The 20211-nt window shown below is 48.8% G+C and carries 16 protein-coding genes and 1 pseudogene; 4 read left to right on the top strand and 13 right to left on the bottom strand.

Annotated features, from left to right (window positions below):
• Positions 1-70: 70 nt before the first annotated feature.
• From E5342_RS13135 to E5342_RS20190, 4 genes and pseudogenes are all read left to right on the top strand, one after another.
• On the top strand, positions 71-1219 hold the full coding sequence (locus tag E5342_RS13135; protein WP_121735324.1) for an alkaline phosphatase: 1149 nt from the start codon (positions 71-73) through the stop codon (positions 1217-1219).
• A gap of 247 nt (positions 1220-1466) precedes the next feature.
• The gene (locus E5342_RS13130) at positions 1467-3095 is read left to right on the top strand and encodes an MGH1-like glycoside hydrolase domain-containing protein (protein WP_121735323.1); all 1629 of its coding nucleotides are present in this window, start codon (positions 1467-1469) and stop codon (positions 3093-3095) included.
• A gap of 28 nt (positions 3096-3123) precedes the next feature.
• Positions 3124-3885, top strand: a pseudogene (locus tag E5342_RS20195) (metallophosphoesterase); the annotation flags it as partial.
• Positions 3886-4065: 180 nt separating this feature from the next.
• A complete protein-coding gene (locus E5342_RS20190) occupies positions 4066-4824 on the top strand; it encodes a hypothetical protein (protein ID WP_349237394.1) in 759 nt (252 codons plus the stop codon).
• Between the two features lie 226 nt (positions 4825-5050).
• Here the strand turns inward: E5342_RS20190 and E5342_RS13120 are convergent, their stop codons facing one another.
• The 13 genes from E5342_RS13120 to rpoN form a co-directional block, all read right to left on the bottom strand.
• Complete coding sequence (locus tag E5342_RS13120; RefSeq protein ID WP_168354488.1) at positions 5051-8293, bottom strand: C10 family peptidase; 3243 nt, start codon at positions 8291-8293, stop codon at positions 5051-5053.
• 179 nt (positions 8294-8472) lie between these two features.
• Positions 8473-9243 (bottom strand): DNA-binding domain-containing protein, encoded by a 771-nt coding sequence (locus E5342_RS13115; RefSeq protein WP_135959534.1) that lies wholly within the window; start codon positions 9241-9243, stop codon positions 8473-8475.
• Positions 9244-9626: 383 nt separating this feature from the next.
• On the bottom strand, positions 9627-9914 hold the full coding sequence (locus E5342_RS19785; protein WP_246867110.1) for a tyrosine-type recombinase/integrase: 288 nt from the start codon (positions 9912-9914) through the stop codon (positions 9627-9629).
• A gap of 62 nt (positions 9915-9976) precedes the next feature.
• Positions 9977-10561, bottom strand: coding sequence for a site-specific integrase (locus tag E5342_RS19780; protein ID WP_246867109.1), 585 nt, complete (start codon positions 10559-10561; stop codon positions 9977-9979).
• A 114-nt stretch (positions 10562-10675) separates the two neighbouring features.
• Positions 10676-11980, bottom strand: coding sequence for a murein hydrolase activator EnvC family protein (locus tag E5342_RS13105; protein WP_121735316.1), 1305 nt, complete (start codon positions 11978-11980; stop codon positions 10676-10678).
• A 6-nt stretch (positions 11981-11986) separates the two neighbouring features.
• Positions 11987-12832 (bottom strand): DUF4292 domain-containing protein, encoded by an 846-nt coding sequence (locus E5342_RS13100; protein ID WP_121735315.1) that lies wholly within the window; start codon positions 12830-12832, stop codon positions 11987-11989.
• Positions 12829-14550 (bottom strand): tetratricopeptide repeat protein, encoded by a 1722-nt coding sequence (locus tag E5342_RS13095; protein WP_121735314.1) that lies wholly within the window; start codon positions 14548-14550, stop codon positions 12829-12831. The genes E5342_RS13100 and E5342_RS13095 overlap by 4 nt, the downstream gene beginning before the upstream one ends.
• A 28-nt stretch (positions 14551-14578) precedes the next feature.
• On the bottom strand, positions 14579-15013 hold the full coding sequence (dut, locus tag E5342_RS13090) for a dUTP diphosphatase (RefSeq protein WP_121735313.1): 435 nt from the start codon (positions 15011-15013) through the stop codon (positions 14579-14581).
• Between the two features lie 33 nt (positions 15014-15046).
• A complete protein-coding gene (locus tag E5342_RS13085; protein ID WP_121735312.1) occupies positions 15047-16882 on the bottom strand; it encodes a 4-hydroxy-3-methylbut-2-en-1-yl diphosphate synthase in 1836 nt (611 codons plus the stop codon).
• A 106-nt stretch (positions 16883-16988) separates the two neighbouring features.
• On the bottom strand, positions 16989-17495 hold the full coding sequence (gene purE / locus E5342_RS13080) for a 5-(carboxyamino)imidazole ribonucleotide mutase (protein WP_005860041.1): 507 nt from the start codon (positions 17493-17495) through the stop codon (positions 16989-16991).
• 2 nt (positions 17496-17497) lie between these two features.
• Positions 17498-17878: a glycine cleavage system protein GcvH gene (gene gcvH, locus E5342_RS13075; RefSeq protein WP_121735311.1), complete on the bottom strand. Its 381-nt coding sequence runs from the start codon at positions 17876-17878 to the stop codon at positions 17498-17500.
• Positions 17879-17894: 16 nt separating this feature from the next.
• Entirely contained in the window at positions 17895-18515 is a 621-nt protein-coding gene (locus E5342_RS13070) for a hypothetical protein (protein ID WP_121735310.1), read from the bottom strand.
• A 6-nt stretch (positions 18516-18521) separates the two neighbouring features.
• Positions 18522-19979 (bottom strand): RNA polymerase factor sigma-54, encoded by a 1458-nt coding sequence (gene rpoN, locus E5342_RS13065; RefSeq protein WP_121735309.1) that lies wholly within the window; start codon positions 19977-19979, stop codon positions 18522-18524.
• Positions 19980-20211: the final 232 nt, after the last annotated feature.

The following is a 20211-nucleotide window of genomic DNA, read 5'->3' as shown; positions in this document are numbered from 1 at the left end:
CCAGTTGTAGAGATAGGCCTCCCGTCTCTACAACCAAATAAATTAGAGATATCATTAAATACTGAATCATATGAAAAGAACAACTCTATCCGTACTATCTGCCTTAGCCATCCTGCTATCCGGCATGATCGTTCCGGAGGTTGCGGCACAAAATCGCCGAGACAAAGAACAAACGTATGTACTAGAGAAACCTTACGAGGTCAAGAAACTAGTCCCCCCTATCGGAAAGAAAATAAAGAACGTGATCCTCATGATCGGCGACGGTATGAGCCTCATGCACATGTATTCCGCATGGACCGCCAACCGGGGTAAGCTCTGGCTGGACAACTCCCAATACACCGGCCTCTCGAAAACCTATTGCGCCAACCGCCTCATCACCGACTCCGGAGCCGGAGGCACAGCATTGGCCACCGGCCATAAAACGAACTACCATATGGTAGGCGTAGACCCGGAAGGCAAGCCCTTGGAATCTTTGGCTACCTTGGCGAATAAGAAAGGCCTGTCAAGTGGCATCGCTGTTACCTGTCGTCTATGGGACGCTACGCCCGCCGACTTCTGCTGCCACAATACGGATCGTGACGCCGAGGCCGAGATCGTAGCGGATTACGTGAACTGCGGCGTCGATTACGTTTTCGGCGGCGGCTCCAAACTATTCGAGAACCGTGCGGACGGTCGCGATTTGTTCAAGGAATTAAGGGAAAAAGGTTACCAGACTCCCCGTAGCTGGGAGGAACTGGCCAAGATTCAAAAAGGAAAGGTATTCTGCGTTACCGATACCGTAGACACTCCGCTTCCCGCCGAGCGAGGCGATCTCTTGGCACGTGCCTCGATGAAAGCGATCGATCTGCTGGGACAAAACCCGGAAGGTTTCTTCCTGATGGTAGAAGGTTCCCAATTGGATGATTACGGACATTTCAACGATATCGACCTGTTGATGCAAGAGACACATGATTTCGACCGTACGATCGGACGTATCTTCGAATGGGCCGCCCAAGACGGGGAAACATTGGTTGTCGTAACCGCCGATCACGAGACCGGTGGTCTTACCCTCGTGGACGGCGACTTGAACGAGGGCCGTATCGTCTGTAAATTCTCCACCGGTAGCCACAGCGGTGTCATGGTTCCCGTTTACGCTTTCGGCCCGGGCGCCGAGAACTTCACGGGTATCTTCGAGAATACGGATATCTTCTGGAAGATCAAAAAGCTCCTGAATCTATAATCAAACAGTATTCATCCGATGGAGAGTATAACAGGCCGCTATCCCACCGGTCAAGTATCACAATCCTCCCGGCTAGGTACCGCAGTACCCCTGCCTAAGTACCGCAGTACTTCGACCGAGAGGACAACAGTACTCGGCTAGTGGGACAGCAGTACTTGGGTAGCAGTACTACGGTACCCAGGCAGGAGGACTGTGTTCACCGATGGAGGCACGCCTTCTCCCTCTCTCCCAATAAATATCATAAAGAATGACAACAAGACGAAACTTCTTAAAGCAATCCCTTCTTGCGGCAGGCGCAGCCTCCGTTCCCGCCGGGAACCTTTTAGCGCAAGAGAAAATGGAAGAGAAACGACCCAAATACAATCTTCCTTACAAGAACACCTACCTGAAGGAACCCTTCGTGACCGAGAACGAGTTCCGGACAGCGAGACCGGAGACCATCACGCCCGGTACCTTCGAGGAGGCCAAGCAAATCCTGCCGAACCCGACTTGGAGCGGACACGAGAAAGAGATCGAGATGTACTGGAAGGCTTGGCAAATCGGCATCGGCAACATCAAGGCACCGGAACCGGATTCCGGTTTCGTATGTAGTTACCTCGATGTCGCCTACAACGGTAACATATTCATGTGGGACTCCGCTTTCATGATGATGTTCGCCCGTTTCGGTACCCGTTTCTTCCCTTTCCAGCGTACGTTAGATAATTTCTACGCCAAACAACATCCGGACGGTTTCATCTGCCGGGAGATCAAGGCGGACGGAGCGGATTGTTTCGAGCGTTACGACCCGACCAGTACCGGACCGAACATCCTCCCCTGGAGCGAGATCGTCTATTACAAGCAGTTCGGCGATATAGACCGCTTGCACAAGATATTCCCCGCCCTTTGCGCTTATTATAAATGGTTGAAGCTAAACCATACGTGGCGCAACGGTACATATTGGACTAGCGGTTGGGGTACCGGCATGGACAACATGCCCCGGGTGGAACCGAAATACAACCCGATATACAGCCACGGCCATATGATCTGGCTGGACGTTTGCCTGCAACAATACTTCACCGCCGGGCATCTGCTTGAGATGGGTTTCTATCTGGAGCGTTGGCAGGAGATCGAGGAGTTCGAGGACGAGCAGAAAATGCTAAAGAAATACATTAACGAGAACCTATGGGACGAGAAGGAACATTTCCTTTTCGATCAATACGCCGACGGAAGCCTTTCCTCCACCAAGGGAATCTACGCGTACTGGGCCTTATTGACCGATATCCTATCCAAAGAACGCATGGACGCTTTCGTAGCCGAGCTGGATAACAAGGAAACATTCAACCGCCTGCACCGCGTCCCTTCCCTTGCCGCCAACCATCCCAAATACAAGGACAACGGCCGCTACTGGCAGGGGGGCGTATGGCCGGGAGCAAACTATATGGTGATTACCGGCCTGCTGCAACAAGGTTATCGTAAATTGGCTTACGAGATCGCACGCAACCATTACGATAACGTCCTCAAGGTATATAAGAATACCGGAACGTTCTGGGAATACTACGCTCCGGAACATGAGGAGCCGGGCTTCATGGCCCGCCCGAATTTCGTGGGTTGGGGCGGACTGGCACCGATCTCCGGCTTGATTGAGCAGATCTTCGGCATCCGCTCCAATGTGTACGAGAAGAAATTGACCGTAGACGTGAACTTGACGGAGGCTTATGGCATCGACCGTTATCCTTTCGGCATCGACGGTCTGGTAGCGATCAAAGTCAAGGCCCGTTCCTCCGCTACCCAAGAGCCACAGGTAGAAATTACCAGCGACGTCCCCTTGGAACTAACCGTCCTTTGGGGCGACAAGCAAAAGACGGCTAGCGTAAAACCCGGCACGCAAACCGTATAAGACCGTAAATCCATAAAACAATTCGTATATGAAACAGATTCTATCCTTATTCGTCGTCTCTCTTACCTTCTGTACGGCTTGTTCCTCTTTTAAGAGCAACCGGCCGGAGCGCGACGTAACCGTCATCGTAGCGGGCGATCTCCATTTCGATCTTCCGCCGGAGACGGATCAATATTACCATGTCGTAACCATGAACCGCCTACCCGGTAATTTCAGCTTCCCGGCAGACGCAACGCCGGGCATAGCCGGAGAAACCGTACAGAACGTAGATGGCGTAATCATCGCCGGGGATATGTTCGACAAGGCACGTCCCGAGATCCTCTCCCTCTACCGCAAACGGTATGAGACAGGCAAGGGCGAGAAGACTATCCATTTCCCGGTATACCCCGGCTTCGGCAATCATGACATCGATCCCGCATCCGACAATGAAGCCGACAATCTAGCGGGCCGTGCTTTCTCCCTCCATTATCTGGATTCTACCCTGAATGATAAACTAGCGAAGAAGGAGATCCTAAACTTGCACCCATCCAGTCGTAGTTACTCTTGGAATATCGGCGACGTACATTTCGTGCAAGCCCAACGTTTCTCCGGCGATACCGCCTATTGCGAAAGCAATCTCAATTGGTTGGCGAACGACCTCAAGCAATATGCCTCCGCAGGCAATCCTGTGGTCTATATCCAACATTACGGCGTAGACCCTTGGGCGATCAAATGGTGGCCGCAAGATACCCGCAACCAGTTATTCAATCTCCTAGACCAGTATAACGTAGCCGCTTTTTTGGTAGGCCATACGCACGAACCATCTTTGCGTTATTATCGGGGATATCCGATCTACCAAGTGAACAACGCTTGGCCGGACGAGGATGGAAACGGCTCGTTCGCCGTATTGCGTATAAAGGATAACACCATCTCTGTGGCAAGTTGCCGCTGGACAGACGATAAAGGTAATTTCGAGGTTGTAGGCCCTTATCTGAACGACACCCTTCCCCGCAGTATCAATCAAGAAATCCATTACAACGCTTTCTCCCATAATGATTATTGGCGAGAAAACCCGTTGCAAGATGCCTTGGCCTTCCGATATAATTGCGTAGAGGCCGATCTGTGGCTGATTGATGGCGAGCTATACGTCTCCCACGAACGCCCGGAACCCGCCCCTGCCATTACCTTCGAGAACCTCTACCTCAAACCGCTCGTAGCCCGCATACAAGCGAATGGCGGAAAAGTCTATCCCGATAGCGACCGTCCTTTCTACCTGATGGTGGATTGCAAGGCACAAGGCGAGGAGATGTACAAGCTATTAAAGAAACAGATGGAGCCTTACAAGGAGTATTTCTGCTCCGTCGATAACGGCGAATATAGAGAAAGCGCTGTCCTCTTCTTCCTTTCCGGCGACCGTCCGAAGAACAGCCTGCCGAAAGAGAACAGCCGCTTCACCTTCCTCGACGGACAAATCAAGGATTTGGGACAGGGCATCCCTGCTTCCCTCGCCCCGGTAGTAAGCGATAATTACTCCGATTTCTTCACATGGAAAGGCGAAGGCGAGATGCCTGCCGACCAACTACAGAAGATGCGTGAGATCATCCGGAAAGTCCACGATGAGGGAAAACTATTCCGTTGGTGGGGCGCCCCGGATACCGAACAGTTCAAGCGTTTCTTTATCAAGGAAGGTGTAGACTTGGTAGGTGCCGACGATCTGAATGGTTTATACAACGTCTTGAACGAGCGTTAAACGAGTGAAGTCTTCCCTACTTGCCTATGTTTTGTAACGATATTAGGCTACTTTTGCCTATGTTCTTAGAATAATCCATATATTTATCTCTGTTAATCAGACTATTGGAGTATGTACCAAAAGGAGGTGTGGCAAGCCGGTATATACCGGTGTTCGCCACACCTCCTTTTGGTTCGAGGGTGCGCCTGAGATATGAGTGGCGACACCCTCGTTTTGTGTTTAGCATTTAGAAGTTCAGTTTATAGGATCGCTTACCTACATGGATGATATAGGAACCTTGCGGCATCTGCTCCGAGTACTCGCCGGCAGACAAGGACAGGGTCTTGTACACACGGCCGTCAAAAGCAATGATATAGGCCGTGTCGGCTACCGGTGTCTGGATAAACAGTCGACCGTTGGCGGCCCAGACGCTTATTTTATCAATAACGACTGAATCAATGCTCGTTGGATCTTTTTCGACAACACCAACAACCGTGACAACCACATTACTCTGTACATTTTTAATTACACAACGGCCATCTATATCCACCGGCAATTCGATTCCATTGGCTTTTACAACCATATCCGCCATGCTAAAGCCTTCTTTTATCTGGATAGTAAAAGCAAAATCTCCACCCGCTTTTACAGTGGTAGAATTTTCAGGAGTTATCACGACTCCTTCTACCACTGGTAATGTTACCGTGTAAGATTCTTTATTGTCAATATCAACTTCCACAAATGAAGATAAGTTAGCATAATATTCTCCATCTACTACTTCCGCTTCCAATCTATAGACACCAGATTCTGAGACACTCAACTTGCTATTGACTCCCGTTGCCCTTAAACCGTTGGATTTACCTGCTTCTATCATTGTCCATGCGTCTTGGTCATCATCACCCTTATACCAAGACAATTTAACATTATTTCCCAGCGCACGACCGTCAAGTACAGTCATCCCGCCATCCGTAGAAACAGTAATGGGCATGATTTCCAAAGCGGCATGGCCTTCTACTTTAGTAATCGAACCTGTAATGTCAAATACTGATCCATTGTTCACAAACGAAGTACAAGAGGCAGAGCCTTCCTTATATCGGCAGAATATCTGCAAGGAACCGTTATTAACTATTTTTCCTAATTGATTGTCATCCCCGGATAATATGATTCCGACCTCCGTTCCTGCCAAAATATTTAATTCTCCCGTATGGACCTGAGTAAATGTCGGAGTTATCCTTCTTTGGGTATTTCCCATATTGATGGCTTTTACATTCACATTTGTGATATTTGCGCTTGTCGTAACATCCATCGCCTCATCACTCGGTATATCCGGCTCCTCGCCAGACTGGGAGCGTTTAAACGCGACCGTATAAGTCGTACACGAAATACCATTCAACGCAGTGACCTTCACCTTACCCACGGCCGTATTTTCGATCCACACCGGATTTGTTATTTCCACTTTTGCTCCCAGCTGCTTAGCTACCGCATTCAATGTTATTTTGGGCAGGGCCTCCTTATCTGATGGTAATAACACGGTATAAGATTCCCATCCATACCGCAAATCGATCACGTTCGATTTGCCATCCAAAGTATAACCAAGCGATTCCAAGGAGGTATCTTTATATTTATCAACGTCATCGTCTGCTTGTACTCCTTCAGCCACGATATGCACATGACCGTAGACACAGGAAATAGCCAACTTGCCTGTTTTCTCGTCGTAAGTGACCGTAGCTCTACTTCCATATCCCGGATTATTGACTAAAACAGTTCCTCCTGCTATTTGAATAAGTATATCATCCGCTTTGGGTAACACATATCCTTTGTTCGGTTTCAAGACAAATTCTGCCGGTTTGTCGTATTCCAATTTCTCCGGAGCTTCCAAGGTCAATCCCTCATTGCGACAATCCAATTCCCAAGCATAGTAAACCTTCTGGTTGGATACAGGACCTTCCAGGTTCATTTTATCCGCAATCTCGGATGAAGTTCCCTTTATCACCGACCAGTTCTTCCTGTCCGTGGAATAGGCGGCCATGGCGTAGTCGTTTTCTGACATCTTTACGATGAACTCGGCTCTGTACCAATCATTGTCAGGAACCAAGTCAGATATCTCAATATCATAATCTCCAATTTCTTTGATATTCCCGTCATGGTCTGTCAGCACATAAGTCAAATACCCGTTAAAAGGTATATTGCCCGCATTCACGATAGGGAAGGTCACGATATCCTCGTACATCCCTATACTTTGTTTCATTCTAAAGCCGTCTCCTTGCACAGATTCGCATACTTGTAGCGATACTTGGTTCTCACTGTCCTTGTTGGGCTTAATATTCACGATCATATTATGATCCTGATTGAAGCCGCCCCAAGTCTCATTATTCGTCGGGTCTAAGGCGGAAAGGATATAAAAGCCATTGCATTTCCCGTCCCATCCCCAGTTGAAATGATAGCGTCCATACGAATCATAGCCATCGCAAACGAAAGCATGTGGTATTCCAGATAGTGGCGTTTCGCATTCTTCTGTCTCGGAAGCATAGAGGATCGGACGGCCGTCGTCCAGCTCGTCGCGCATAAGTTGTTCCCATTCTTCCCATGAATAATCGCTATAGATCTTCTGTAGATATCTCATCTGTTTGCTATAGCCGAAAACATCTCTCAACGTGCTTAACGCATCGGCCATAGAAGTTCTGGTTTCTACTTCCGTATATTTAGCCTCTGCGTTTGCTCCAGCATGCCAAAGTAATTCCGATACAGCATCAATTTGTTTATTCGAGGAGGAATTGCTCAACTTATCCGGCATACTTCCCCAATCATATTTACCGTAGGAAACAGATTGGTTATAATAAGATGCCACTCTATGAGCGGCATTCGCTTGCTCCGGAAATCTGTGATATCTCATGAGAATTCCCATTGCTGTAGGGACACATCCCACTGGCACGTGTTTGTTCCCGATCAAAGGCGTTTTTCTGTTGTAAGGATCGTCCTGCCCCCAAGTAGCTGTTTCGAGCAAGACACCACCTGCCGACCGCAAAGAAGGGCTACTATTCAGATATGCGTTCCATTCTGCTGCCAATGAGGGGGAAACTTCCGTACCTTGATCTACGGCCCAATCTATTTGTTCCCGATAGCCTGCCAGCCAGCCGCGGAGGTTCTCCGGAAGGTTGTCCGGGTCGAAGCTGCCCTCGTCGGAGTAGCCCAATACGGGGCGCACGCGGTCGTCGCCCGCCACGATGGCGAAACCTTTCCCGCCGGGGAAGTTGAACACGAAGTAGTCCGCCGCGCCTTCCATCGCGCCGCTACGCAGGGCCGAGCCGCTCTGCCCAGGGGCGGCGGCGTACACCAATGGCAACTCGCCAGCCGAGCGCAGGCCACTGGTCGCACCCTCTCGTCGCACCACGCTCTCCGCTACCTTGCAGGCCGTGGCCACATCGATCCGTTCCGCCCACGTCATCGAGGACGTGAGGCAGAGGATCAGCGTTAGTAAAAATTGCTTTCTCATAAGTCGTGAATTTAAAAGTGAATATGATTTTAACATTTATTCATGGGTATGGTGTCGATCGGGGGATCGAGTGGCTGGTCGATGCCCCGATCGATACCTATGTCGAAGCCTCGATCGACATAGGTACCGCTCGGGAGACCGGCATAGGTATCGAACGAGGCTTCGATGGGGAGACCGGATCAGATCTCGTCCGGGCTCTCGCTGTCGCCGTCGCCCTCGGGTAACTTGCCCACGGTGAGAAGGATCGGGAATACGTAGGTACGAGGCTCTTTCAATAGGCTGTAGCTAGCGCCGGCCTGCGTGGTGATGCTCATCTTGTACTGCCCGTCGGCCAATCCCTCGGGTACTTCCACGATCTGCTCCGACGTGGTGCTGCGGGAGAAGAACTCCACCTTTTGCGTCGTGGCCCCCTCCTCGTCCTTGGTGAAGAAGATGCCGTTGGCCGGGTTGTCGCCCTTTATCAAGAGGTTCGCTCCGTTAATGATGACGTTCTTGCCCGGGGTGATCTGTAGGTTCACGCTTTGGGTACGCACGTCGGTCACTTGGTTGATGACCGGGCCTGTCGTGGCCTTGTTCAGGTTGAAGGTGATGTTCTTCAAGGCATCCTGCAACGGCTTGCCGGGGGTGAAGGTAACGCCCAGGACGTGTATCTCCGGGTTGAACACGGGGGCCTCGCCCTCGAACGATCCCGAGAGATTGAGTAGGAACTGGCCGAAGCCGTCCACGAGGCTCTTGCCGTTGGCCACGGCCTGCACCTTCTTCTGGTCGGCCAGCGTAAGGATGTTTACGATTGTTTCCGGGCGGAACTCGGTGCGCTCGGCCACGATGTCGGCGGCTACGTCCGTGTTGCGGTAAGTCCCGGTGATGCGGGGTTTGGCTACATAGTCGCCAAATTTCTCGGTTAGTACGTTGTCATACAAATCAGCGTTTAAAATGATTTTTCCTGCCATACTTCTTGTGTGTTTAAAATTGATATTAGATTAATGACTCACTTCATCGGCACCTGTTCATCTGGGTTACCTTATGCCGGACATAAGGGGGAAAGAACACGGATTACACGGATCGTACGGAGTTAAGCCCTAAAAAGAGACAAATGATAGTTAAATCGCTTTTTTGAGCCTTGGGCTGGCGAAAAAGCGTATGGATATAGATTACTTAGGACATGCCTTTTCCATGCCCTCTCATTTTCTATTGGCTAATTTTAAGTAAAAGAGGGGGATCTTATTAATTTTTCTGTATATTTGCGGATGCCTTACTCCGGAAATAGCGGTGCGGAAAGGATGAACGAGCAGTTTTGGCCTCTTCCCCCTTATGTCCGGCATAAGGGTCAGTCCTATCCGAAAGCCAAGAGCCTCTCGATCTCCCCTGTCACACATTCATTCGCACGATTCATTTCGGATTGGTCCAAAGCGGCAAGGTAATGCCTTGTCGTTTGTTCCGAGGTATGCCCCAAGGCCTGGCTGATGACAGAGAGGGGGATGTGCTTACGATAAGCGTTCGTCGCCCAACTGTGGCGCATCGTGTACGAGGTAAGGCGCACCGGTGTAGAGAGCGAGGCGCCGATCTCCTTCAGCGTGCGATTGTACGCACGGAGCAACGCCTTGTACTCCTCGTGTCCCACGTCGCGACCGGCCGGCAGGATGGGGAAAAGATAGCGAGAACCCTCCGTAACGTACTTACCGATCAGCCCCGTATTGCCGAGGTGATACCGATACGAATCAGTCTCCCCGTCTTCTTCCGACGATAAACGATCTCGTCACCTTGGATGTTATCCGATGTCAAACGTGCCAGATCCGCAAAAGGCATCCCACAAGCCAACAGCGAAAAACGAGCCAGATCCAACGTCAACCCACCTCTCCAGTCCGTTCCCTCTAGGCGAAAGACGGCGATCTCCATCAACACCTTTTCGTCCAATGCCCTCGACCTGCCCCGCTCTTTCCGGGGCAACTGCCCCTCGAATGGTGAGACGGCAGGCCGGGAAATCAGCCCTTCCCGACAAGCTTGGTGATAGATAGCCCGCAAATTGCTCAGGTAGGTACGCACAGAGTTCGGCCACAGTCCTTCGGCTCGCAGCGAAACAGCGAAACGGGCAACCCAAGCGGGAGTCAGCTCCCGTAAGTCCAGATCTTTTCCATGCATGAAACAACAAACCCGGTTACGAGTCGTGCGGTACAAATCGGCCGTATTATCCCGCCCGGCCCGGCGTCTCGCCTCGATCAGCCGGGTGGCGTAGGCGAAAAATAAAAGTCTTCTCTTGCTTTTGCTCATAATATCTTACAATAGGCATTGCAAGATAGTCATGATGGGCATTCAAGCGACCTTATGACGCCCATCGTAAGAGGCTCAAAATGCTCACCGACATTTTAACACTTCCGGCAGGGGTTATTCCAACCAAGGCTGCGGATCCAACTTCGTCTTCTCCTTCCACAATTGGAAATGGAGGATCGTGGAATTACCATCTTCCGGGTCTGAATAGATCCTTCCGATCGCTTGGCGGGTAGAGACTCGGTCGCCCGCTTTCACATATACCTGACTCAAATTACTATAAACCGTCAAGTAGTTACCATGACGAACGATGACGGAATTATTGTACCCCGGCACCACGAACACACGCGTCACCTCTCCATTGAATACCGCACGGGCATCCGCTCCGGGTGAGGTCTGGATATCGATACCACTATTACTGGTACGGACATATTTCAACTCCTGATGCTGTTGCTCGCCGAATGTAGCGACAACCGCATGTCTTCCGGCCACCGGATAAGGCAAGCGTCCCCGGTTATTCGCGAAATGATCGGACAATTGCTTCTCCGCCTTTGTCATCGCATAACCCCCTTTCGTATCCGCCACTCGTTCCTCACGGATCGGCTCGTTCTTACTTTCCGGTACAGTCTTATCCTCCTCGGTAACTTGTTCACGGGCACGACGCTCACGGGCAGCTTTGGCCTCTGCCTCGGCACGGGCGATCTCCTCGGCAATCTGTTTCTCGATCTGCCGATTCAAAGCCTCGGCTTGACGATGCTTCTTTTGGAGATCCGCCCTCAAATCCTTTTGCTTTTTATTCAATAGCTGAACTTCCTCTTTCTGGGAAGCTTCCTCACTTTCTAATTTCTTACTCTCTTCTTGACGAGTTCCTAAAAGGGTACGCTTCTCGGCACGGGTCTTCTCCATCTCGGCTTGCTTGCTACTGATCTCAGCCTGCTTTTCCATGATATCGTTCGCTTGCCGCTTCTGCCAATCCGCATATTCCCGCAAATACCGCATACGCCGCATGGATTGAGAGAAACTCTCGGCGGATAGGATAAACAACAATTTATCTTGCGAGCTATGGCGTTTATAAAGCCCTCGCATCGATTTACCGTAATTCGTCTGCTTATCGCCCAGTTCCCGTTTTAAAGAGCGCAACTGGCCTTGGATATTCAAGATATCTTTCTCAATCTCATCCAGCTCTTGATTCAAGAAACCGATGACTTTCTTACGGGAAAGAATTTGTTTGGAGAGTAGATTCAAACGGTTCAGGGAAGTTTTAGCAGTCTGGGCCGTCTCTTGTAATAATTTATTCGTCTCCTCGATATCGGCCAACGCCTCCTTGCGCTGCTGCTCCAACTGACGGACAGCAGCGGATTTCTGACCGTAAACCACGGTAGATAAAGACAATGCCAATAGAACGATCCAGACGTGCCTCATGATAGATTATTGATTCAGATTCGTAATCGTTTTCAATACTTGCGCAAAGGTAATACGCTTATATTTAGAAGGAACCGAGAAATCCAACTTGAACGGCTCATCCAGTTGGATACGGGAGTAATAGATCTTCACCCCACCCTCGGGATTCCCGTTCTTCAACACCTGCACATCCATCAACATCGGGAACGGCTGCCGATCCACCAAGCGAAAATCCTCGTACAACCATTGCAAGGCATAGCGATCAGAAGGATCCGCTACATAGGTAGAGAGAAGTTTCTCCTCGCCATCCGCCTTAAAGGTATAAAATAACCCCATGGCATCCTTTGTCTTGATCTCGGCTATCGGACCTTCTTGATTCAGCTTAAACCGATTATAATGCTTACGGGAAATGCCCTGCTCCCCCGGAATAAACAGATGATTCGTGAAAAGAGCTTGTAAATTGTAGAAATTGAACTCGATCGGAGTCTGCCCTTGTAAATTGGAATAATTCTCGATCATATAGCGTTTATTCATGCGGTCCACCACCTTGATCGTGTCCCGGCTCAACTCAATACGGAAGATCTCGATCCCGAGAAATGGCTGTATCGACAGCTGGAAAGCACTATCCTTGACCATCTTCATATCCACCCGAGAGCTCATTTGCTTACCGGGGATATCCAAATCCACGTTCAACCGGGCCGTCAAGGTACGGAACTGGAAGGATTGATCCTCCAGCGACTGGAAGAACTCATTATGAGCCTTCACGCTAGCGGATTCCACTGTCCCGACTTTCTTGGACGATTTACAGCCAGTCAACATCGAAAGTAAAAGACCTCCACATAACAGGAAGGTCAAAAAATAGTCTCTTTTCATTTCGCGTTCTCGTCTTCTATATATTGTTGCTCGGCGATCTTACGGTTCAAGATCTCGGAATCCTTCCCCATCTCTTTCGCCTTTTTCCATTGCTCCACCGCTTTTTCCTTATCACCGTTCATAAAAAGGATGTCCCCATAATGATCCACAAGTTCGGCGCTCTTTGTCTTATCTTTCTCCAAAGCACTCTCGATATAGATTTTCGCCAAAGTATAGTTTCCTTGTACGAAGAAAATCCATGCGTAGGTATCCAAATACGTGGCGTTATCCGGTTCCAGCTTAATACATTGGGCGCTCATACGCTCCGCTTTCTTCAAGTCTTTCTTCTCCAAGGAAAGGAAGTAGCTGTAGTTGTTCAGTACGACCACGTTCTTGTCATTGTACTTCAATGCCTCATCGTACGCTTTATACGCCTGCTCCAACTGTCCTCCCATCTGATAATAAATATCACCGATCTGGCCGTAAAAATCCGATTTCAGCGGCAAGTTCTCCTTCGGTATGATATTCAAGCCCGCATAATAGGTATTCAAGGCTTCTTGATATTTCTGTTGTTGGTAGTAAGCGATACCCAGATAGAAGTAATATTCCGGCGACTCAGGGAAAAGCTCCATACAAGCCGTACAGATACGGATTACCTCCGGAATATCCTCTCCTTTCAAGGCCAGATTCAACAATTGCTGCCAAGCTCCAGCGTTACCCGGTTCCATCTCGGTTACCAACTGGAACTGGAATTTCGCCTCCTCTGTCTTTCCTTGGGCCATTAGAAGACCGCCATACATCAGTTTTAAGTCGATATCCTCCGGATGTTGCTCCAAAAGGGTTTGGAATAAATGATTCGCTTTCTCGGTTCCCTGTTTCGTTTGTTGCAGTTTCAAGATATACCGGGAAAGGATGTTCACTTTCGTCTCCACGTCCAGCTTCTCGTTTACCAAAGCGCTGCGGATTTGTTGCTCGGCGGCCTCCTTATCCCCTTTCGCCTCGTAGTAATTGGCCATAGAGACGATATAATAAGGGTCGGTCGGATCAATCTCATTCGCTTTTTGATAGCAAGCCAAAGCCTTGTCCATCTCCCCGTTTTCCAAATGAAGATCGCCCAATACGATCTGGTAACGGGCCTCCATAGGATATTTAGCCGCTAGCTTCTCGATCTCCTTGAAAGCCTCTTCCGGTTTCTCCAATTGGACGTACAGTTTGTATTTCTGCATGGAGATCGCCTCGTTCATACCCATTACCGACTCCAACGCATCATAAGCCTCGATTGCTTTCCCGATCTCGCCAGCTTGCGTCAAGGCATCGGCCAGATAATAATTCAGCTCTTCCTTCTCCGGATAATCACGAACCAATTCCTCATACTCCTCAGCGGCTTCGCCATACATACCCAGATTCCGGGTGATAGAGGCCAAAGCCATTTTATACGTGAAATTATCCTTGCTGTTGGCCACGGCTCTTTTCAACATTTCGACCGCTTTTTCCGGACGGTTCAACTGCACATAAAAAGAAGAAAGCTCATACAAGACCGGAGCCGCCGTCGAGTCAATCTCCAAGCAATGGTTGAAGGCATCATAAGCGGCGTCGAATTTCCCAGCGTTCTTCAAGTTCAAGCCCTCATAAAAGAAGTAATCAAATTTACGTTGACCCTTCTCCGTTTCTGTAGCACCAGCCGAGAGCACAGCGACTAACGAGAGGAAAGAGATGAGATATATCAGTTGCTTAAACATCCTATTATTCTTGTTAACCTTATTGTTCTTATTCTTTTCCGGTATGACCGAATCCCCCGGCTCCCCGCTCCGTATCATCCAACGTCTCCACGGGTTCCCACTCCACATGGCAATGAGCGGCTATCACCATTTGGCAGATACGCTCACCATCATTCACCGTAAAAGGCTCGGAAGATAGATTCACGAGAATAATGCCGATCTCCCCCCGATAATCGGCATCGATCGTACCCGGCGTATTCAGCAGAGTTATCCCATACTTTAAAGCCAGCCCGCTACGAGGACGCATTTGGGCCTCATAACCTTCTGGCAGCGAGATATAAAGTCCGGTCGGGATTAATTTACGTTCCAACGGTTTCAACACAACCGATTCCGACAGATTCGCCCGGATATCCATCCCGGCAGATAAAAGAGTCGCATAACCCGGTAGCGGGTGATGCGATTTATTGATAATTCTTACTTTCATACTTGCAAAGATAAACAAATTGTCAATAGTCAATCAATTAACCCAATCCCCGTTCTCTTTTATTAACTGAACTAAACGTTCTACAGCGTCTTCCTCGGGGATATTCTTGAGAACACATTCCTTACCTTTATACAGGCTGATTTGTCCACGTCCGGCACCCACATAACCATAGTCGGCATCGGCCATCTCGCCGGGACCATTCACGATACAGCCCATGATACCGATCTTCAAGCCTTTTAAATGGGAAGTAGCCTCCTTGATACGGGCGATCGTTGTTTGCAGGTTGTACAAGGTACGTCCGCAACTCGGACAAGAGATATATTCCGTCTTACTGATACGGGTCCTTGTAGCTTGCAAGATTCCGAACATACAGCGATCCGAGACAACCGCCTCGCATCCCTCATTGTGCAGCATCAAGCCATCCCCGAAACCATCCAACAAAAGCGTACCGAAATCGGCGGCGGATTTCAATTGCAACAACTCCACATCCGTCTCCCGGAAATCACGATGCAAGACAACCGGCACGTCACAACCCGACATCAGCAATTTATGCATAGCCGCACGTTGCGAGCCAACCCCATTCCGATGATGTGTGCTCAATAAGACTACCACGGTCTTATCCGCTTTCAAGATCTCCAACATACGCTCCGTAAGATCCATGTACGTCAGACGGATAAACTTAAGCGGACAATCGTAATCCTTTAACTCCTCCGCCTCCGAGGCGATGAAGCAAGGAAAAGCATTCGGACGCTCTTTCCAAAAATGAGCGTCTACCAATAAACGGAAATTATCCGGCAAATTATCCGGATCTTCCTTTCCTATATATATATAGTCCGGCAAGGACAAATGATCAAACTCAAAATCCCCGCTACTACGATCGGAGATCACGACTGGCGGGAAAGTACCTCCGATACCTTCCACCACACGGCTTATACGACGGCTTGTCGCCACCGTATCGAAACCGGGAGCCATCGAAGCCTCGATAGGACGATGATTTTCTCGTTCCCTAATATAATCCACCAATTTACGCGCTACCGGCATTTCCGCCTCGGGGTCCTCACTCAAGGAAACCCGGATCGTATCACCGATACCGTCACACAGAAGCGTACCGATTCCGACAGCGCTCTTGATACGCCCGTCCTCACCGTCACCTGCTTCCGTTACCCCAAGGTGCAAGGGGTAATGCATATTCTCGGCCTCCATCGTACGAATTAACAGCCGCACGGTCCTTACCATGACAACGGTATTGGAAGCCTTAATCGAAATAACCACATCCGGGAAATTCTCCTCCCGGCAAATGCGAAGAAACTCCATGCAACTCGCTACCATCCCCTCGGGCGTATCACCATAACGGCTCATGATACGATCGGAGAGCGAGCCATGATTCACACCGATACGAATAGCGGTGCCATGTGCCTTACAAATATTCAAGAAAGGGACGAACCGCTCACGGATCTTCTCGATCTCGGCGGCATATTCCTCATCCGTATATTCAAGATGGCTGAATGTCTTTACCTTATCTACATAGTTTCCCGGATTGATACGTACCTTTTCCACCTCACTGGCGGCGGCATCAGCCGCTCTAGGATTAAAATGGATATCAGCGACCAAAGGAGTCGTATACCCTTGCTCATTCAATTGTTTACGAATCTCGCCCAAGTTTCGGGCTTCCCGTTCCCCCTGTGCCGTAAAACGCACATACTCAGCTCCCGCCTCGATCATACGGATCGCTTGAGCTACCGCCGCCTCCGTATCCATCGTTGATACATTAGCCATGGATTGAATACGGATAGGATTCTCACCTCCCATGGGTGTGTCACCGATTTGGGCAACGGATGATTTACGGCGGTTGTAATTAAAGTAAGCCATTGTTAATTGAAAATTGAGAATTGAAAATTGAGATTGAGTGTTGAGAACTGAAAACCTAAAGAGAGGCTTTCTCCTTAATTTTCAATTCTCAACCTTCAATTTTCAATTAATTAGTTTTGTATTTAAAAGAAACTTTAGCCAATTCCTCGTTAGCTTTCACGATTTTCTTCTTTAAATCCTCCTTATAAGCGGATAGCTTCTCCTGCAATTGCTCGTCGCCGACGGCAAGCATCTGCACCGCAAGGATTCCAGCGTTCAAAGCGCCATTGATGCCGACAGTAGCCACAGGGATTCCCGGAGGCATCTGTACGATAGCCAACAGAGCATCCATACCGTCCAGCGTAGAATTGATAGGCACGCCGATCACAGGAACCGTCGTCATGGAAGCGATCACACCGCAAAGATGAGCCGCCATTCCGGCAGCGGCGATGATAACCTTGATTCCACGTCCTTTAGCTCCTTTAGCGAAAGCCTCCACCTCAGCGGGAGTACGGTGTGCGGATAGCGCATGCATCTCGAACGGGATCTCCATCTCATCCAAGAACTTAGCCGCCTTCTCCATAACAGGTAAATCCGAGGTACTACCCATGATAATACTTACAACAGGTGTCATTCTTATTTAGCGATTAATTTTTGATAGTCTTCAGCGGATAATAAGTCCTCTAATTCTCCGGCATCAGAAACAGAGATCTTGATCAACCAGCCTTTACCATAAGCGTCCTCATTCACCAGTTCAGGAGCGTCTTCCAATTCTGCGTTTACTTCCAAGACCTCGCCACTAACCGGCATGAAAAGATCAGAAACGGTCTTAACAGCTTCTATCGTACCGAACACCTCTTCTTTAGCGACAGTCTCACCCTCTGTCGTGATGTCTACATAAACGATCTCACCTAACTCGCCTTGTGCGTAATCAGTAATACCAACATAAGCTACGTCACCTTCTACACGAATCCACTCATGGTCTTTTGTGTACTTTAAATCTGCAGGAAAATTCATAATTTTAGTGTTTTTATTAGATGAATAAATAGATATAACTCATTAATGAGGCTACAAAGGTACATATAAATCCCAGACAAAACCCCGCATATACCTGCATTGGTGTATGCCTTTTTAAAAAGATGCGCGAGGTACCTAATAACCCGGCCACGATCAGCACGACTATAAAGGCCCAATAGGGATTTATCATATGGATATGCGCCACTCCCATAATACCGCCCAGTAACCCACCGATACCAATGGCATGTGCGCTAATCTTCCAAGCGAAATTGATGCACAAGGCGGCTACCAAGGCTACACAAGCCCCAATCAACATCGCCAACAACCAAAAAGGCATCAGCATCTTATAAAGAAAAAAGATACAGACCAAAACGGAAGTGATAAAAATCAGATAAGGAACCATCCGTTCCTTCCGGTCGGAAAGCTCTATATCGCCGACCGCACCATTTCTCACCAATAAGAAAATGAAAAGTCCGGGAACTATCGCTGTCGAAATAAAGGCACCTCCGGCAATCAGCAGCTTCACAGGTAATGGGTAAATGGCGAGAAATGTAAACATCAACGCCAACACGATCCCATAGGTTACCATAAGCAACGGATGGAACACGAAGGATATTATATTCGAGAATAGTTTCATACGCTTTTATATTTCTTTTCTCAGACGAGCTACCGGAATCCCCAGTTGCTCCCTGTATTTCGCTACCGTACGCCGAGCAATGACATATCCTTTTTCTTTCAGGATCGTAGCCAACTCCTCATCGGTCAACGGTTTTCGTTTGTCTTCGGCATCTACATGCTCTTTCATGATCTTTTTCACCTCACGGGTCGAGATCTCCTCGCCGGTATCGGTCTGCATAGACTCAGAGAAAAAGTATTTTAACGGATAAATACCGAAATTCGTTTGCACATATTTACTGTTACTTACCCGGGAAATAGTGGAGATATCATATCCCGCACGCTCCGCTACGTCTTTCAAGATCATAGGATGTAGAGTAGCCTCATCACCTGTCAGGAAAAAGTCCCGTTGTAAATAGATAATCGCCTCCATGGTACGCTGCAAGGTTTCATTACGTTGCTTGATCGCATCGATAAACCACTGGGCGGAATCCAACTTTTGTTTCACGAACTGTACGGCATCCCGTCTCTCAGCGGTTTGGTTCGCCTTATTCGCCGTATAATCCTGAAACATCTCGGCATACTCCCGGTTGATACGCATATCCGGTACCCCCCGGTTATTCATGCTCAAGATAAGCTCTCCATTTTGCGCTTCCACCACGAAATCCGGGATGATCTGGCTCATCGCCACTTCCATAGAACCACCCCAACTACTTCCGGGTTTCGGATTTAACATCGTAATCTCGTGAATGGCCTTCTTTAACATTTCCTCATCGATATCGAGACCTCGTAAAATCTTATCGTAATGTTTGCGGGTGAACTCCTCGAAATATTCGGTCAAAACACGAATCGCCAAATTTGTAACCGAAGTCTTCTCCTTCTTATCCAACTGGATCAACAGACATTCTTTCAAGTCACGGGCACCTACCCCGGCGGGCTCAAAATCTTGGATGATATACAAGATAGACTCGATCTCCTTCTCATCCACCTCTTGTCCGGCTTGGAAGATCAAGTCATCCGCTATCGCCGAAAGGTCCCGGCGCAGATAACCGTCATCATCGATATTACCAATGATATACTCCGCTATTTTCATTTGCTTATCCGGTAAATCCCTTAACCCGAGCTGCTGTAGCAGAAACTCATTCAAGGATTGGCTTACGGAGAAGGGGAAATCCTCTTTCCGTTCCGCACGCTCGGTCATTTCCCGTAGCTTATAATCCGGTATATCGTCTTCCGTTAAATAATCTCCCAAAGAAAGGTCGGTCTCAGTATCAACAGAAGGAATCTCGTCCCCCTCTTCCTCTGTATCAGTACGTTCAAAATCATCAACAGGCTCTTTTCCTTCCTCCAAGGCAGGGTTATCTTCCAGCTCATGCTTCACACGTTCCTCCAGCTCAATCGCAGGAAGCTCCAGAAGCCGTATCAACTGTATCTGCTGAGGGGATAGCTTTTGCTGTAACTTTTGTTGTAACTGTTGTTTTAACATAATCTAAATCATTGCACTATAAGAGCAGGGCAATCACCCTGCCCCCTTATTTATCAACATGCAAATATAAGTTTTTAGTTTTAACAGTACAGCTATTAAACTATAATAGTTCTAAACAAGGTGCATGATAGACTCTAGCGACTTTAAAATCCTTCCTTCACGATCCGTTTTATCGGTAGGAAGAATCGTTCGATCAGGCGTAATTCTTCCGTTACGATCTCCGCGGAGGCTT

This window comes from Parabacteroides distasonis (assembly GCF_004793765.1).
GTDB classification, from domain to species: domain Bacteria; phylum Bacteroidota; class Bacteroidia; order Bacteroidales; family Tannerellaceae; genus Parabacteroides; species Parabacteroides distasonis_A.
This window is presented reverse-complemented; position numbering and strand designations above follow the sequence as displayed.

Excerpts from the sequence above, each read along its gene's own strand:
- E5342_RS13135 (WP_121735324.1), top strand. The coding sequence starts at position 71 with ATGAAAAGAACAACTCTATCCGTACTATCTGCCTTAGCCATCCTGCTA.
- E5342_RS13130 (WP_121735323.1), top strand. The coding sequence starts at position 1,467 with ATGACAACAAGACGAAACTTCTTAAAGCAATCCCTTCTTGCGGCAGGC.
- E5342_RS13120 (WP_168354488.1), bottom strand. The coding sequence starts at position 8,293 with ATGAGAAAGCAATTTTTACTAACGCTGATCCTCTGCCTCACGTCCTCG.
- E5342_RS13115 (WP_135959534.1), bottom strand. The coding sequence starts at position 9,243 with ATGGCAGGAAAAATCATTTTAAACGCTGATTTGTATGACAACGTACTA.
- E5342_RS19780 (WP_246867109.1), bottom strand. The coding sequence starts at position 10,561 with ATGAGCAAAAGCAAGAGAAGACTTTTATTTTTCGCCTACGCCACCCGG.
- E5342_RS13105 (WP_121735316.1), bottom strand. The coding sequence starts at position 11,980 with ATGAGGCACGTCTGGATCGTTCTATTGGCATTGTCTTTATCTACCGTG.
- E5342_RS13100 (WP_121735315.1), bottom strand. The coding sequence starts at position 12,832 with ATGAAAAGAGACTATTTTTTGACCTTCCTGTTATGTGGAGGTCTTTTA.
- E5342_RS13095 (WP_121735314.1), bottom strand. The coding sequence starts at position 14,550 with ATGTTTAAGCAACTGATATATCTCATCTCTTTCCTCTCGTTAGTCGCT.
- dut (WP_121735313.1), bottom strand. The coding sequence starts at position 15,013 with ATGAAAGTAAGAATTATCAATAAATCGCATCACCCGCTACCGGGTTAT.
- E5342_RS13085 (WP_121735312.1), bottom strand. The coding sequence starts at position 16,882 with ATGGCTTACTTTAATTACAACCGCCGTAAATCATCCGTTGCCCAAATC.
- purE (WP_005860041.1), bottom strand. The coding sequence starts at position 17,495 with ATGACACCTGTTGTAAGTATTATCATGGGTAGTACCTCGGATTTACCT.
- gcvH (WP_121735311.1), bottom strand. The coding sequence starts at position 17,878 with ATGAATTTTCCTGCAGATTTAAAGTACACAAAAGACCATGAGTGGATT.
- E5342_RS13070 (WP_121735310.1), bottom strand. The coding sequence starts at position 18,515 with ATGAAACTATTCTCGAATATAATATCCTTCGTGTTCCATCCGTTGCTT.
- rpoN (WP_121735309.1), bottom strand. The coding sequence starts at position 19,979 with ATGTTAAAACAACAGTTACAACAAAAGTTACAGCAAAAGCTATCCCCT.